We start from the raw sequence: 16,272 nt of genomic DNA, 5'->3' as shown, positions 1-16,272 counted from the left end.
TTTACCGTCCCCTTTGTTGTTATCAATGTATTAGACGGAAGGCTATACTAAACGTTTCACAATTTTTTGAAACGTTTAGGGTAATAGCACGTATAAAGTATTATGTAAAAATACTTAGGAATGGAGCATATGTATGGCATTAGTAATCAATGAAGTAACCAAGCGTTACCATGATTTCACTGCAGTAGACCATCTTTCCTTCACCATCGAAAAAGGTGAAATCTTTGGCTTAATCGGTCAAAATGGTGCAGGTAAAACAACAACTTTTCGTATGATACTAGATTTACAGGAAACTACAGAAGGAACCATTACATGGGATGGTACGAATATCAACAATATTAACCGAGACCTTCTTGGCTATTTACCCGAGGAAAGAGGGATTTTTCCTGCAATGAAAGTAGAGGATCAGCTTTACTTCTTTGGTGAGCTTCGTGGTAAATCCCGAAAGGAACTAAAAAAAGAAGTCGATTATTGGATTGATCGTTTTGAATTAGAGGATAAAAGAAAAGCAAAAGCCGAAACTTTATCAAAGGGTAATCAGCAAAAGGTTCAATTAATCGCAAGCTTCATACACCAGCCTGCTTTTCTCATTCTAGATGAACCTTTTAGTGGCTTGGATCCAGTTAATAAAGACTTGTTAAAGGGAGCTATTTTAGAGCTAAAAGACAAAGGCACAACCATTTTATTTTCTAGTCATCAAATGGAAAATGTAGAAGAGCTTTGTGACCATCTATGCCTATTAAAAAGAGGCGTCTCTTTGTTTGCTGGTAGCTTACTAGACTTGAAGAAGCAGTACGGGAAGACAAGACTAACCATTCGAACAGATATACCTAAGAATAAGCTGGAAAGTATGGAAGGCGTTAAGCATGTCCATGTTGGCAAAGACCAGTATGTACTTACACTAGCAGACGAAAAATATGCTCAAGCGATTTTCGACTCCATTTTTGATGGTAAATATATCGAAAAATTTAGCCTGGATTACTTGTCATTAGATGAAATCTTCAAGGATAAGGTAGGTGGCAAGAATGTCTAAATTCTGGTTGCTTGTAAAACAGCTATATACCGAAAAGATAAAGGCAAAGTCATTTATTGTCATGCTTGCTATCTATGTCGGTGTAATTTCTATCGTGATGTTTTGGTCAGATATAAAGGCCGCTTTCTTTGAAAGTGAAGCACTGGAAATTGCTGTGATAAATGAAACAGATGCCGATATTGATGCTTTATTCCAATCGAATAGTGATTTAGCCTTCACCTTTCCTACGGAAGCTAATAATGAAGTAGAAATGGAAGTAATTGATGGAGACTATGCGGCTGCTATTTTTATAAAAGATGAAGGGAATTCTCTAAGCGCTGAGATTGCTACGTATGAACCACTCACATTTAATGATCAGCTTAGCTTATCTTCAACCCTTCAATATGCAGGGAAATTGTATGAGGTACAACAGTTAGATTTATCAGCTGAGGAAGCTGATAAAATCCTGCAATCTGAGACAGTCATCACTATGAAAAATTTAGATGAAGCCTCGGTTGGTGGTAAGAGTGAGGATGAGAAGGCGATAGGAATCGTCGCTTCTATGCTTGTCGGTTCTTTAATTTATGGATTCTTAATTTCATTTTTATCTATGATTACCACAGATGTAGCTTCTGAAAAGGGTTCTCGTGTTTTAGAAGTGCTACTTGCAAGCGTTAAACCATCTACTCATTTAATCGCTAAATTGACTGGGACATTTCTCTTGGCGATTACTCAAATTGCAGCTTTGATCCTAGTTTTAGCAGTCATCTTCATGACAGTTGATGGTGGCTCCAAAATGGATAGCCTACAGCCTATGATTGAGGAGCTTTCCTACTCTTACATTGGGTATGCTTTTGCCTTTTTAATACTGACAATAATATTAAATCTAATCATTGGTGCATTATTAGGCTCACTGGTTTCTAAAGTGGAGGAAGCGGGCCAGGCTGTTATGCCAATGACGATCATCGGAATCATCGGATTCTACGTGTTAATCTTTGGAGCACAAAGTCCAGACACTATGCTAGTAAAGGTATTTTCATATATTCCATTTACATCCGGGATGGTAATGCCACTACGTATTGGTGCAACAGACATTGGGGCATTCGAGCCAATGTTAGCTTTAGGCATACTCGTTATTACTTCTATTATCGCATTCGTCATTAGTCTTTCCTTCTATAAACGAAGCGTTCTTACGTATAGTACTGGTGGTATGATTCAAAAGATTAAAACGATGTTGAAGGTAACAACCTAATACTAAATGAAAGTATCGCGAACCTTACATGTTCGCGGTACTTTTTACTATTTGGAGTGTATTTCTCTCGTCACTTTTACAGTACTTTTTTGCATATACTATGGGGGTGAAAGAAGGGATGCGAATTATATGTGTGGAATAACGGGATGGATTGATTTTAAAAAAGATTTAAGGGGCTATTCCCCTATTGTCGAGAAAATGGCAGAGTGTTTAAAAAAACGAGGACCAGATGACCATAACGTATGGAGTACAGCACATGCTGCGTTTGGTCACCGAAGATTAACAGTGGTTGACCCTATTGGTGGTAAGCAGCCCATGAGCAAAAGCTATCAATCTAGGAACTACACACTTTGCTATAATGGTGAGCTATACAATACAGAGGAGCTTCGAAAAGAATTATTAAGTCGAGGACATTCATTCTCTGGCCACTCCGATACAGAGGTATTATTAACCTCTTATATCGAGTGGAAGGAACAGTGTATTGATTATTTCAATGGGATTTTTGCATTTGCGATTTGGGACGAAGAAGAACAAAAGGTTTTTATGGCAAGAGACCGCTTAGGGGTAAAGCCTTTGTTTTATACAGAAAGAAATGAAGGGTTACTCTTCGGATCTGAATTAAAATCATTGCTTGCACATCCAGATGTCCCGACGGAAATAGATCGTGTTGGTTTATCAGAAATTATTGGGCTGGGTCCTTCTCGTACCCCTGGCTTTGGTGTTTATAAAGGGATAATGGAGCTTCGTCCCGCACATGCCTTAATCTTTTCTAAGAATGGTCTACGTATCTGGAGATATTGGAATGTGGAAAGTAAGGAGCATACCGATAGCTTAGAGGACACGGTGGAGAATGTAAGATTCTTATTTACAGATGCAGTAGAAAGACAGCTCGTTTCCGATGTACCTTTATGTACATTCCTTTCAGGAGGAATAGACTCAAGTGCTATTTCGGCTGTGGCGGCGAATGCTTATAAAAGAGACGGAAAGCCTGCTCTTCATACTTATTCCATCGATTATGAAAACAATAACGTACATTTCAAGGGAAATGAATTTCAGCCGAGCGAGGATTTTCCTTTCATCCAAAAGGTCTCCAGCACTCTTAATACTACCCACCACTTTTCTGTTATTACACAGGATGATTTAGCCCAATTCTTAACGGAGGCAGTCCATGTTCGCGATTTACCTGGAATGGCAGATATCGATTCCTCTCTTTTATGGTTTTGTAAGGAGATCAAAAAGGATTTCACCGTTGGATTGTCAGGAGAATGTGCGGATGAAATTTTTGGGGGCTATCCTTGGTTCCATAAGATAGGGAATGCAGAAACAGGCTTTCCTTGGATTCGCTCCAAGCATGAAAGACACTCATTGCTAAATGATAGCTGGCAGAAGAAATTGAACATCGATGACTATATACAAAATGCTTATGATGTCAGTGCAGCTGAAACGCCTCAGCTATTTGGAGAATCCTGCTTAGAAGCTGAGCGAAGAGAGCTTTTTTATATGAATATGATTTGGTTTATGACCACTCTGCTAGACCGTAAAGACCGTATGAGCATGGGAGCAAGTTTGGAGGTTCGCGTTCCCTTTGCTGACCACCGGCTTGTAGAGTACGCCTGGAATATTCCGTGGGATTTTAAAATGGTTGGAAATCAAGAAAAAGGTATACTTCGCAAAGCTTTAGAGGGAATTCTTCCTAACGAGGTACTTTATCGTAAAAAGAGTCCTTATCCAAAAACACATAACCCTATTTACGCGGCAAAGGTACAGCTTATGCTGAAGGAACAGTTATTAGATAAGAATTCTATTTTACATGAATTATTTACACCAAGCAGCCTTCACTCTTTAATCGAATCAAATGGAGAAGCTTTTAAAACTCCTTGGTATGGTCAATTGATGACGGGTCCTCAGCTGTTGGCATATTTGGCTCAAATGCATATTTGGTTTAAGGATTATAATGTTCAACTTGTTGAATGATAAATTGATAGAGGGGTGGACGTTAACAATCGCGTCCACCCTTTTTATTTATTTTTTTATAGTAGAGATTGATTAATAATACGATAAAAAATGAGCTGAAAAAAGTATCTCCAGTGTCATTTTACTTTGAAGTTGTTTTTACCTAACGCACGCATTAATTGAACAAGGACAATTTTAAGTAGTAATATTTTTAGAAAATAAAATGCGGTCTTGTCCCACACCAGCGTAATCAGTTTTTAAGGATACGGAAAAACCCATTGATTTATGAAAAGAGACAGAACCCGTGTTTACTGGTGTAGTAATGCAAAGGACAGTGTTACAACCTAAACTTCGAACCTTAGCAAAAAATAATTCATATAACTCTCTTGCTAAACCGTTCTTCCTGAACTCTGGGTTAACACCTACAAAATGTATGTATGCTTCATTTATATTTGTTTGCGACACAAATCCAATTAGAAATGCAGATAATACTTCATTATCTTCAACTATGAAACTAGTCGACTGAAAATGCTCGAAAAACAGGCGAGGCAACAAATGTGTCATCTCTCGACCACCCCACCATTCATTCAAAACATTAATTACTTTATAATAATCTTCTTCCGAAACGTTTTGTATTTGCATTAATACAACTCCTATTTATAAATATTTAAGTTATAACTAAATGCACTGTTAGTTTAATTGTAACATTTCAAAAAAATACTAAAAACACCATTACCTTTAACATAGCCTATTTTTTTGTTCCAATGTACAGCAGGTGAGATGATACCCCTAGCATATAAGGGTCGCTGGCTTTTTCAATTAGCAGGTTTATTAATTTATCGTATTCCTGCTCCCCTTTTTCCTTCCAGTAGTCCCAACTTGCCTTGTTCAATGTTGCAGCTACATTTGAGCCAATCAATTCCAGACTTTGAAATCCGTTCGATTCCATAAAAGGCTGTATGTCATCGATATTATAATAATAGGCTCCAGTAAAACGTCCAGTCTCCTGATGATCAAAGCAGCCAGTTTGATTGAATTGAAGGATGTTGTCCATCTGGTCATGCGGTTTCCAGTTCTCAGGGTGTGTCAAAGAGGTTAATAAGTGTTTAACTCTCGGCATAAAGGCAACAAAAACAAGACCATCTTTTTTAGTTACTCTATGTAATTCTTGGATTGCTTTTATACGATCGGCTTCTCCCTGTATATGATACATGGGGCCAAGCATAAGAGAAGCATCAAATTGCTCATCTTGGATTTTGGATAAGTCTCGTGCATCCGCCACTAGGAAATCGGTAAAGCGACCTTTCAGGTTAAATTCTTCTGCCTTTTCTCTCGCTATTTCCACTAATTTGGGAGTTAAATCCGTTAGAGTCACATTGTATCCTTCAAGAGCTAGCTTCATCGCATATTTTCCCGGGCCTGCGCCATTATCAAGGACGTTCCCATTAGGAGGCAGGTACGTACTTATGTAGTGCCAATTCACTTGAAATTCAATCGGTTCCCTTTCCAGTCTCCCCCACTCGTCAAATTGATTGTAATAGCTAATAATATTACTCATAAAATACCAGCTTTCTTAAATATATTTGTTTGTACATTCGTAGAGTTCCAAAGAGCTAGAAGTGGTTTCTACAAAATTTTATAAAAAAGGACAGAGAGTAAGTATCTCTGTCTTTTACGTTATTTAGAAAATTATAGAATTCTGCACCTGTGGATAGATTGATGTCTAGCTTCGGCGCCTTGCCCCTCGGGATCAAATGGGAAAATACTGCTCCTGCGCAAGCTCGTCGCAAACAAGAGCGTTTGCGGTGGATGAGGGACTGCCTCCTCGCATTTTCCCATTTGCCTGTCGGGGCAGGGATAGGCGGTTCCGCTTTTCTTGATGTCTAGCTCCACCGCCTTGCCTGTCGGGGCAGACATAGGCGGTTCCGCTTTTCTTGTTTAATTGCTTGTAAGTGTTCTAAGGTACTGATCCACAAAAGGGACAAGATAGTCTAATAGCTCTTCACTTGGGTTCATCTTTGCATGATGAAGACCAAAAGGAGAATCGACACCCGCCCAGAATAACATGCCTGGTATGTCTTTTAAAAAATATCCAAAATCTTCACCTGTCATCGCTGCATCACAATGAATGGCATTAGTTGCTTGATGCTGCTCAGCAAAAGCAAGAAAATCATTGGTAATGTCATGATCGTTATACACCTGATAATAGGATGATCCATAATCAATTTTTACCTCACACTCAAACGCGATTTCAGTAGCATGGCAAAAAGCCTCTATCTTTTCTTTTATTAATGCCATCGTAGTAGCATCCATCGTACGAATCGTTCCTTCAAGACGGGCATGACCTGAAATAATATTTTGTACAGTACCAGATGTAAATTTACCAATAGTTAATACTGCAGGCTTCATTGGGTTAACTGTACGGCTCACGATGGATTGTAACTGTAGCAAAAGAGTTGCTGCTGCGATTGACATATCCCTTGCTTGATGGGGGTAGGCAGCATGCCCTTCCTTCCCTATTAAATCAATGTAGAGCTCCGACGTATTCGCAAATAGGAGGCCAGGTCGGGTAGCGATTGTCCCAACTGGATACTCCGGTGCTACGTGATAAGCAAATATCTTGTTAGGAACTAGCTCAGGATGCTCTTCCCTTAGCCAGTTAAGCATCGGAAGAGCACCACCTGGGCTTTCCTCTGCTGGCTGAAACAAGAACACCATATGATCGTTTATTGGTGTATCTACTATTTTTTCTAGCAAGCCAAGTGCAACAGTCATATGCATATCATGACCACATGCATGCATTTTCCCTGGATGCTCAGAAGAAAATTTAACCTCTGTAGCTTCTGTGATTGGCAGACCATCAATATCAGCTCTCCAGCCAATCGTTTGAGTTGGTTGAAGCCCTTCTACTTTCACAACAATTCCTGTTTTCCATGTAATAGTCGTTAACCGATCCTGCCTAAGGGAACCTATCTGCTCTAAAAGGTATGCCTGCGTTTTTACTTCTTCAAAGCCAAGCTCCGGTATACGATGCAAATCTCGACGAATATCAAGTAAGGCCTTCATATGTCACCTTCTTAAATTTGACGTAGTTCTTGCATGATTTCTGTTTTAGATTTTGTTTGTGCATCGATATCCTTAATCACTTTTGCAGGGGTACCAGCAACAACTGTATACGGTGGCACATCTTTCGTAACAACTGCTCCAGCTGCAACAACTGCTCCTTTACCAACACGACATCCCTCTAGGACTACGGCATTCGCACCGATTAATACGTCGTCTTCAATAATTACTGGAGTTGCAGAAGGTGGCTCAATAACACCTGCAAGCACTGCTCCAGCTCCGATATGACAATTGTCTCCAACCGTCGCACGGCCACCAAGGATTGCTCCCATGTCGATCATTGTTCCTTTACCTATAACAGCTCCGATATTAATCACTGCACCAAGCATGATAATCGCATTATCCCCAATGCTCACTTGATCACGGATAACAGCCCCTGGTTCAATCCTCGCATTTATCCCTTTTAAATCTAATAGTGGAATAGCAGAATTTCTGCTCTCATTTTCTACTACTACATCTTCGATTTGATCCTTATGCTGTTCTAAAGCAGGTTGAATTTCCGACCATTCTCCAAATAGAATAAGAGAATTTCCTTGTCCAAAAACTTTTGTATTTTCCCCAAAAGAAAGTTGGTCAATACCATTTCCCTTTATGTATACCTTCACTTGTGTGGATTTCTTTGCGTGTTGAATGTAAGAAATAATCTCATGTGCATCTAACTGTTTCATGTTCTCATTACCTCCTCAAATATGTGCTTATTGTACAGTAATTTTTATTAAAAATCACGAATTTAAATACATTTTGAAATAATTAATTAACTCCATCTATAAATATAAACAAACATCCGTACCCCGAACTATTACAGATCTATTGCAGGTGCCTGGCACCTGCAATAGATCTGTAATCAAACCTTAAATATCTGAAAATACTGATATTTAGTTGTAAAATTTTAGATTAAAAGTATAATATTAATAATCATCTACTTAAAATGACAATTATATTATTGTTTTTAATTTTGAAAACGCTGTCATTGAGATGATAATAATCCTTTGGGGGGAGAGAAAATGAAGAAGAAAAGTTTTAGCATTATTTTGTTTATCACAGTTTTAGCATTGTTTATGGCTGGATGTAGTGGGGGTAAGCCAAATATTGCAATTGGGCCACCTGCTAGTGAAACTAACTCTGTTTCTAAGCTAATTTTAGATGCATATGGAATTACAGAGGATGATTACAAGGCTTATCAGGAAGGATTCGGAGATGCTGCTGATGGTGTTCAGGATGGGAACATTGATATTTCTATTGGTATTCTTGGCCTCCCTGCCGCTAGTATCGAGAGCTTGCAGAATTCTGCCGGAGATGTAGTAATGATGAGCTTATCTGATGATGCGATTTCCTATATCGAAGAGAATAGTGGCTATAGACGTCACACTATCCCTAAGGACACATACGACTTTTTGGATTCCGATGTAGAAACGGTTACAGCGTACGCCATTTTAATGGGAAGTACGGATACGATTGATGAAGAACTTGGGTATGAGCTAACTAAGATCATGATCGAAAATGCCAGTGAAAATACACATGCTCAGGCAAAACAAATGATTTTAGAAAATGCTCTAAATGGCGCTGAGGGGCTTCCAATTCATCCTGGAGCTAAACGTTACTATGAGGAACAGGGTCTTACTGTAGACAATCCGGTTGCTGAGCTGACTGCTGATAAAAGCAATCGAAAAAATGATTTCATACTAGGCACCGGAAGCCAAGGCGGCACTTATTATCCACTAGGTGGAGAGATGGCAAGCATTTGGAACAAACATATAGAAGGATTTAACTTAACTAATACAGAAACTGGAGCATCTGTAGAAAATCTATCCAGTATTCGAGATGGAAACATGGATTTAGGTATGTCTGTACATGTGCCAGCATTACAAGCAGTAAATGGTGAGGCTGCATTTGAAGGACATGAGGTTCCGAACGCTGCTTTTATTGGTCATATTTATCCAGAGGTTATTCAAATTGTTACACGTGAAAGCTCCGATATTAAAAGCTTAGACGATGTAAAATAAAATCGATGTATAAATAAATCCAGTTAAAGATGAGGTGAGGCAATGAAAGATCAGCAACCTGTAAATGCGCAAGAAATATTGGAAAAATACGATAAAGAAAATCAGTTCCGAACAAATATTGGAAAGTGGGCATGGGTCGTTACCTTTTTAGGTGTAGCCTTAACTGTATTCCATCTATATACTGCCTACTTTGGAACTCTGCCCACCCAAAAACAAGGGGCTGTCCATGTAGGAACTGCTCTCGGAGTCATCTTTCTTTTGTATCCATTCAAAAGAAGTTTAATTAAAACACAAAGGAATATCCCCTGGTATGACATTGTACTTGCCTTTACTGCGATGTATGTGACCTATCATAAAATATTCTTTTTTGATTCAATTTTACAGAGCAGAATTTCCGGATATAGCATACCTGATGTAATTATTTCCATCCTTGGGATTCTTCTCGTCCTGGAAGCGACCAGAAGAACGGTTGGCTTACCAATCGTCATAGTGGCTTTAGTAGCCATACTTTATGCTATCTTCGGAAATTTTGTCCCTACTCAAATCCTTTCACATCCTGGATTTTCGATTGAGCGAACCGCTACTGCACTTTGGTACAAAGAAAGTGGAATCTTTGGCACCCCAGTTCAAATTTCAGCAAAGTTTATATTCCTCTTCCTATTCTTTGGTGTAATGCTCGTACAAACAAACGTAGGGAAATTCTTCAATGATTTAGCCTTTTCCTTAACAGGAAGATATACAGGTGGTACAGCAAAAACCGCAGTTGTAGCTAGTGCACTGCAAGGAACTATATCAGGAAGCTCCGTTGGTAATACGGTGGCAACTGGCTCCTTCACCATCCCTATGATGAAAAAAGCAGGATTTAAGCCGGAATTTGCTGGTGCAACTGAAGCCGCTGCATCTACCGGCGGACAAATTATGCCTCCTATGATGGGCGCAGCCGCGTTCATTATGATGGAGATATTAGGGGTATCATATGGAACTATAATGATGGCCGCAATTATACCAGCCATTCTCTATTTTACGGGTATTTTTATAGGGACTCATTTTGAAGCAAAAAAACTAAAGATACATGGATTACCTAAGTCCCAATTACCTTCTTTTACAAAGACGATGAAACGGAATTGGTATATGCTTTTACCACTTTTCGTAATTACAGGAACCATTATATACGGATTTACTCCGCAGCGTGCTGCACTATTTGGAATAGTCGCTGCCTTTCTAGTGAGCTTAATACGCAAAGAAACAAGAATGTCCCTTAAAAAGACTATAAATGTTTTAGAGCAAGGTACAAGAGTTGCTCTCCCAGTTATAGCAGCGGTAGCTACCGCTGGAATTATAGCTGGTATTGTAAGTATGACTGGCCTTGGCTCCAAATTTGCTGCTGGAGTGATAGCCCTATCCAATGGTTATCTAATTCTTGCTCTCATATTCACTATGATAGCTTGTATTGTATTAGGAATGGGTTTACCTACTACAGCAAACTATGTAGTTACTGCTACTATTGCTGCTCCAGTATTAATAAATGAATTTGGAGTAGCTCCAATTGCTGCTCATATGTTTGTATTCTATTATGGAATAGTTGCAGACATCACTCCGCCTGTCTGTCTAGCAGCTTATGCAGGGGCAGGTATTGCCGGCGCTAATCCATTTAAAACGGGTATGAACGCAGTCAAATTAGCCATTGCGGCCTTTATTGTTCCATTTATCTTTATCTATAATCCAATTTTAGTAATGGTAGATGTGGAACCAATCAGCATGATACTATCCTTAGCTGGTGCTTTAATTGGGATGGTTGCGGTAAGCAGCTCCATGATTGGCTATTTCATTAGATATTCAAGGTATTGGGAGCGATCCGTCTTATTTGTAGCCGGGTTAATGCTTATTGTTCCTGAGATTTTAAGTAGTGTGATTGGACTCGTGCTTATCATAGGAATTTGGTTCATACAAAAAAGAAGAACAGACGATGAACTTGAAATGGAAAGTCCAAGGTCTAGTCAAGCACTGTATTAATTAAACCTTTAATTTTCAGAAGAATATGTTATATTAATTAGTAACTAATATCGAAGGGACGATGGGTGGACTATGATTTTGTAATCTTATTTCTCGCTTAATATTGCTGCTTAACGCAGAAAAATATTTTTAGCTAAAACGGAAATAGGATGAGTCTGCCCATTTTTCAAATCAGATCAATGAATTACTGCAAACATTTTGTAGTTATTTTTTGTCGTACATTTAAATGGCAGCAAAATCCTTCCGTCTATAATCGGAGGGATTTTTTTAGTCTCTCCAACAGGGAGGAAATGTTATGACAATACAAGGAAGAATAGTAAATCTAAGCATTACACATGGTCATAAAGAAATTATTAAAGATATAAAAACAGATATACCTTTAGGTGCTGTAATAGGTATTGTAGGGAGAAATGGTGAAGGCAAATCTTCGCTTCTGTCCGTCCTTTCAGGCGAAGCTCCCCCCTCTTCTGGACAAATCGAATGGATAGGAGCTCCTCCGACCATTAGCTACTGCAAGCAAGAGGACGAGAATTTCTATTCAACTGATGTGGAGAAGGATGAATGGACTTATATGAGCAAGTGGTCTGTTCCCCGTGCCCTTTCTTATAATAGTTTAAGCGGCGGAGAAAAAATGAAAAAAAGACTAGCTAAAGTTTTTGCAGAAAGGTCTCACTTACTATTACTTGATGAGCCTACTAATCATTTAGACCAAAGCAGTCTATCCTTTTTAACGGAGCAAATAGCTACCTATCCCGGAACCATTATTTTAGTCTCTCATGACCGTTACTTTTTAGACCAAGTATCAAATTATATATGGGAAATTGAATATCAAAAACTAACTCCTTACAAAGGAAACTATTCTACCTACCGCAAAAAAAAAGAAGAAATACACCTTACTCAACAGAGAGAATATAACGCGCAACAATCGAAAGTACAACTCGTAGAAAAACAAATTGCAGAGTTAAAAAAATGGACAAATAAGGCTCATGCTGATTCGACAAAGAAGGATGGCTACAAAGAATATTTCCGAATGAAGGCAAAGAAAAAGGATGTTCAAATCCGCTCTAAACAAAAAAGACTAGAGCTAGAGCTTTCTAAGCATCAAGTAGAGCGTCCAATAGAGGAAAAGGAAGTCAATTTCACTATTGATGGGAATAAGAAAAAGGGAAAACGCATCTTAGAAGTCAGAAATTTAAGCAAATCCTTTAATGGCAAAACTCTTTTCCAAAATGCCTCCTTTACTATTCAATCAAATGAACGCGTTGGTATGATAGGATCTAATGGAAGTGGTAAAACAACCTTCTTCCGGATGCTTATAGGAGAGGAACCCTTTGATGGTGAGCTTTGGAAAACGGATTCGATGAATATCGGCTATTTACGACAAACTGTATTCGACCTTCCGAATGAGCAGACCCCCTCTGACTTTTTTGCAACTACAGATTTCGAAACAAGAGGGATCATTCAGACTTTGATGACCAACTTGGGATTTTCAAAGGACCATTGGTTACGTCCCATTTCTACTATGAGTATGGGAGAAAGGGTAAAACTCAAGTTAATGGAGTTCATGTTAGATCAAAAAGATGTCCTTATTTTAGATGAACCTACAAATCATCTCGATTTACCGTCTCGAGAACAGCTAGAAAAAACACTTTCCACTTATCCAGGTACTATTTTACTTGTAACACATGATCGTTATTTTTTAGAAAAGCTAACCAACAAGCTACTTATATTTGAAAATAAGAAAATCCAGAAAGTCGAGATGACTTACAATGAGTGGCACCATAGAGAAGAGGAAAATGAAGTTGAAAAAATTCTCCTTACTTTAGAAACAGAACGTCTCGCCATTTTAGGTCAATTAAGCTACCTTCTACCTAAGGATTCTAAATATGCCGAGTTAGATGAGCAATTTAATTTACTGACCCAAAAGATTAATCAGTTAAAAACCAAATAACAACAAAGAGGATAGGACGTAACACTCCTCAAAATAAAATGTAGTTGTTTTCCGTTACGATGGACGCTTTCCGGGGGCACGGCTTCAATCTCCTCGTCGCCGTCTCCCTACCAAACAATAAGAGAGATGATTTAAAAAGAAATAAGGACGTGAAAATCAAGTTGTTGTTGATTTCACGTCTTTTAATTTATTGACTAGTTATTTCTCAGACACTTTTCAAAAAATATGTCGATTTCCCGGGAAATAGGTCATTTAGTTCTTAATTAATTTACATTAACTGAAAATCAACATATAATAATATAAATCCAATCAGAAAAGTAGGTTTTAAGATGAAGACAATTCCAAAACCCCTTGTTATGGTCAATCAGTGGTCAATAGTAACCTCCGTAGTCATAGCGCTTCTTACTCAATCAGCATGGATTCTACTTATACCATTAATCGCTAATCTATCCAGTTTATTAATTGGATTCCACCCTATCTTAGTTATAGCAAAAAGATTTTTAAAGAAACCTGGTAGTGAATACATCCAAGAGGATTATGATCAGCTAAGATTTAACCAATGGCTTGCAGTTGGCTTTTTAGTTGTAGCTAGCATTAGCTTTTTCCTAAAGTGGAGCATTTTATTTAATATCGCAACCGTCATGGTTGGCTTAGCAGCATTTGTGGCTATCTTAGGATTTTGTATAGGTTGCTTCTTTCGTTTCCAATATCAGCAATGGAAATATCGGAGAAATAACTCTGCTACCCATTAATAATAAAAAAGAGAAGAACTATTTCATGGTCACAGTTCTACTCTTTTTTTATTTTGACATTAACGATTACCCAAAGCACAAAGAGTGTCTTCACTCTTCACCATCTGGATCATGAGTTACGGTGACAAGAACTAGTTTATCCACGATTGGTTTTTCCTTTCATTCCATGGCCATACGTTATAGCAATGGCTATGAAGAGAACAAGGAGTACCCCTCCTCCAATGAAAACGTATATTGTATTCCAATTGTTCTTCTTACTTCCTGCATACTCTCCGTCACTATTTGCTTTCACGTATATCCCTACTTCTGATTCAACAGCAATAGCTTCCTCTGGATCTACTTCCACTATTTCATAATACTTAGTCCCTTTAGGAAATGTATTAGAAAAATTACCTGAATACGTTCCTTCTCTATCTGAGTATTTTGTTACATGTCCAATCTCCTTGCCTATTTTCTCTACGTTTTCTTCTGTAATTATATACACGTCACCATCCCAAACTACAAACTGATAAGCCCAGCTTGCCATAGCTGGGCTTAGGATGAAGAAGCTACCTAACAGCAGGATTAATGCACAAATGTAGGATTTCCTCATTCTCTTTTCTCTCCCTTTTACCAATTAGACGCTCCATAATTCCAACAGTTTCTCCCTTTAAAAAATTTAATAGGATTCTTCTTGCCTTGATAAACGCTTAGCCCAGGTGTCACTTTTATCCATTCAGCTAAATGATTTGTCTTTGGGTTTCATATACTTTGTAGAAAGTCCATATCACAAAAAATCTTCACTCCAGTTTCCTGAAGTGAAGATTTCCTCTGTATATCATTAAGCTAATTCTACATTGTGATAAACTTGCTGAACGTCCTCTAAGTCTTCAATAGCATCAATCATTTTTTCAAATTGTGCTTGTGCATCTGCATCCAATGCAATGTCGTTTTGAGCAAGCATTGTAAGCTCAGAAATTGTAAATTCCTCAACTCCTGCTGCTCTTAAAGCTTCTTGCACCACATGGAATTGATCTGGCTCAGCGTATACGATGACCGCGTCGTCTTCTTCCAAGATGTCACGAGCATCCACATCAGCCTCCATTAGGATTTCTAATACCTCGTCAGCTGTTTTTCCTTCTAACCCAATAACTGCTGTTGCATCAAACATGTAAGATACGGAACCACTAACTCCCATGTTGCCGCCATTTTTACCAAATGCAGCACGCACATCAGAAGCAGTACGATTTACGTTATTTGTTAATGCATCTACGATAACCATTGATCCACCTGGACCAAATCCTTCATAGCGAAGCTCGTCATAGCTTTCCTCAGATCCACCTTTTGCTTTTTCAATTGCTTTATCAATAATATGTTTTGGTACACTGTAAGTTTTCGCACGCTCTAATACAACCTTTAACGCTTGATTGGAGACGGGATCAGGTTCACCTTGTCTTGCTGCAACGTATATTTCACGACCAAATTTGGCATAAATACGACTAGTATTCGCATCCTTGGAAGCTTTCTTTTCCTTGATATTATTCCATTTACGACCCATAAAGTCCCACTCTCTTTCTCCTATTGTTTTCGTACTCTAGAATTCTACTGTGTTATTATACATTAGATTCCTTGTAAGTAGCAAAAATTAATACATTAACTTCCATTCACTTCACATTAAGATACCTTTAAGTCGAGGAGAATATCTTCGTTAGACCTAACTATACAATAACCATTCCATAAGCTAAAAAAGAGTCTTTCCATTCTCCGGACAAGACTCTTTCAGCCAATTATTTTATTAACCTTCTGCTATAACGTTCCGAACAGAGTCTCTTAGTTTAGCTGTAACAGTTTGCATGCTTTCTAAATTACGTACGAGTGGCTCATCTTGATAAAACTCTGCAAATTGTTGACCTTCATACCTTGGTACAACATGCATATGATAATGATTCAATTCACTAAAGACTCCTCCATTTTGACAGATTGTAATCCCATCTGGGGCATATAATCTTTTGATAGCCTTAGAGATTAGCCTTGATGCATCCATGATCGAATAGGCTACCTCAACATCTAGGTCATCCACATCCTCATAATGCCTTTTTGGAAGTATAAGCACATGCCCATTATTAAAGGGTTCATGGTCTAAAAAGCAGGTAATATGATCATTCTCAAATATAACAAATATCTCTTGTTTTTTATTCGCTAACATACAGCCTAAGCAATCCGTCATTTAGTTT

General features: G+C 38.3%; 14 protein-coding genes. 7 read left to right on the top strand and 7 right to left on the bottom strand.

Features of this window, described 5'->3' with window-relative positions:
* Positions 1 to 133 precede the first annotated feature (133 nt).
* The 3 genes from Q0371_RS18985 (at position 134) to asnB (ending at position 4,238) form a co-directional block, all read left to right on the top strand.
* On the top strand, positions 134 to 1,033 hold the full coding sequence (locus Q0371_RS18985) for an ABC transporter ATP-binding protein (protein WP_298474209.1): 900 nt from the start codon (positions 134 to 136) through the stop codon (positions 1,031 to 1,033).
* Positions 1,026 to 2,264 carry an ABC transporter permease gene (locus tag Q0371_RS18980; RefSeq protein ID WP_298474206.1) on the top strand — a complete coding sequence of 413 codons (1,239 nt, stop codon included), beginning with the start codon at positions 1,026 to 1,028 and terminating at the stop codon, positions 2,262 to 2,264. The genes Q0371_RS18985 and Q0371_RS18980 overlap by 8 nt, the downstream gene beginning before the upstream one ends.
* Positions 2,265 to 2,393: 129 nt before the next feature.
* A complete protein-coding gene (gene asnB, locus Q0371_RS18975; RefSeq protein WP_298474203.1) occupies positions 2,394 to 4,238 on the top strand; it encodes an asparagine synthase (glutamine-hydrolyzing) in 1,845 nt (614 codons plus the stop codon).
* A gap of 174 nt (positions 4,239 to 4,412) precedes the next feature.
* On the opposite strand, the gene Q0371_RS18970 is transcribed toward asnB, so the two are convergent.
* The 4 genes from Q0371_RS18970 to dapD all read right to left on the bottom strand — a co-directional run bounded on the left by Q0371_RS18970 (position 4,413) and on the right by dapD (position 8,008).
* A complete protein-coding gene (locus Q0371_RS18970; protein ID WP_298474200.1) occupies positions 4,413 to 4,859 on the bottom strand; it encodes a GNAT family N-acetyltransferase in 447 nt (148 codons plus the stop codon).
* A 106-nt stretch (positions 4,860 to 4,965) separates the two neighbouring features.
* The gene (locus Q0371_RS18965; protein WP_298474196.1) at positions 4,966 to 5,775 is read right to left on the bottom strand and encodes a class I SAM-dependent methyltransferase; all 810 of its coding nucleotides are present in this window, start codon (positions 5,773 to 5,775) and stop codon (positions 4,966 to 4,968) included.
* 380 nt (positions 5,776 to 6,155) lie between these two features.
* Positions 6,156 to 7,283, bottom strand: a complete 1,128-nt coding sequence (locus Q0371_RS18960) for an N-acetyldiaminopimelate deacetylase (protein ID WP_298474193.1) — start codon at positions 7,281 to 7,283, stop codon at positions 6,156 to 6,158.
* A gap of 11 nt (positions 7,284 to 7,294) precedes the next feature.
* On the bottom strand, positions 7,295 to 8,008 hold the full coding sequence (gene dapD / locus Q0371_RS18955) for a 2,3,4,5-tetrahydropyridine-2,6-dicarboxylate N-acetyltransferase (protein ID WP_298474190.1): 714 nt from the start codon (positions 8,006 to 8,008) through the stop codon (positions 7,295 to 7,297).
* Between the two features lie 336 nt (positions 8,009 to 8,344).
* On the opposite strand from dapD, the gene Q0371_RS18950 reads away from it, so the two are divergent.
* The 4 genes from Q0371_RS18950 (at position 8,345) to Q0371_RS18935 (ending at position 14,059) form a co-directional block, all read left to right on the top strand.
* Positions 8,345 to 9,343, top strand: a complete 999-nt coding sequence (locus Q0371_RS18950) for a TAXI family TRAP transporter solute-binding subunit (RefSeq protein ID WP_298474187.1) — start codon at positions 8,345 to 8,347, stop codon at positions 9,341 to 9,343.
* 42 nt (positions 9,344 to 9,385) lie between these two features.
* Entirely contained in the window at positions 9,386 to 11,356 is a 1,971-nt protein-coding gene (locus Q0371_RS18945) for a TRAP transporter permease (protein WP_298474184.1), read from the top strand.
* 295 nt (positions 11,357 to 11,651) lie between these two features.
* Positions 11,652 to 13,307, top strand: coding sequence for a ribosomal protection-like ABC-F family protein (gene abc-f / locus Q0371_RS18940; RefSeq protein WP_298474181.1), 1,656 nt, complete (start codon positions 11,652 to 11,654; stop codon positions 13,305 to 13,307).
* 329 nt (positions 13,308 to 13,636) lie between these two features.
* A complete protein-coding gene (locus tag Q0371_RS18935; RefSeq protein ID WP_298474178.1) occupies positions 13,637 to 14,059 on the top strand; it encodes a DUF4395 domain-containing protein in 423 nt (140 codons plus the stop codon).
* Positions 14,060 to 14,195: 136 nt separating this feature from the next.
* Here the strand turns inward: Q0371_RS18935 and Q0371_RS18930 are convergent, their stop codons facing one another.
* The 3 genes from Q0371_RS18930 to Q0371_RS18920 form a co-directional block, all read right to left on the bottom strand.
* On the bottom strand, positions 14,196 to 14,651 hold the full coding sequence (locus tag Q0371_RS18930) for a hypothetical protein (RefSeq protein ID WP_298474175.1): 456 nt from the start codon (positions 14,649 to 14,651) through the stop codon (positions 14,196 to 14,198).
* A 228-nt stretch (positions 14,652 to 14,879) separates the two neighbouring features.
* Entirely contained in the window at positions 14,880 to 15,596 is a 717-nt protein-coding gene (locus Q0371_RS18925) for a YebC/PmpR family DNA-binding transcriptional regulator (RefSeq protein WP_169358423.1), read from the bottom strand.
* A gap of 237 nt (positions 15,597 to 15,833) precedes the next feature.
* Positions 15,834 to 16,265 carry an HIT family protein gene (locus Q0371_RS18920; RefSeq protein ID WP_169358422.1) on the bottom strand — a complete coding sequence of 144 codons (432 nt, stop codon included), beginning with the start codon at positions 16,263 to 16,265 and terminating at the stop codon, positions 15,834 to 15,836.
* Positions 16,266 to 16,272 lie beyond the last annotated feature (7 nt).

Source organism: uncultured Psychrobacillus sp., assembly GCF_938022135.1.
Taxonomy (GTDB): Bacteria; Bacillota; Bacilli; order Bacillales_A; family Planococcaceae; genus Psychrobacillus.
Note: the sequence above shows the minus strand (reverse complement) of the source record. Positions and strands in the feature narration are given on the sequence as shown.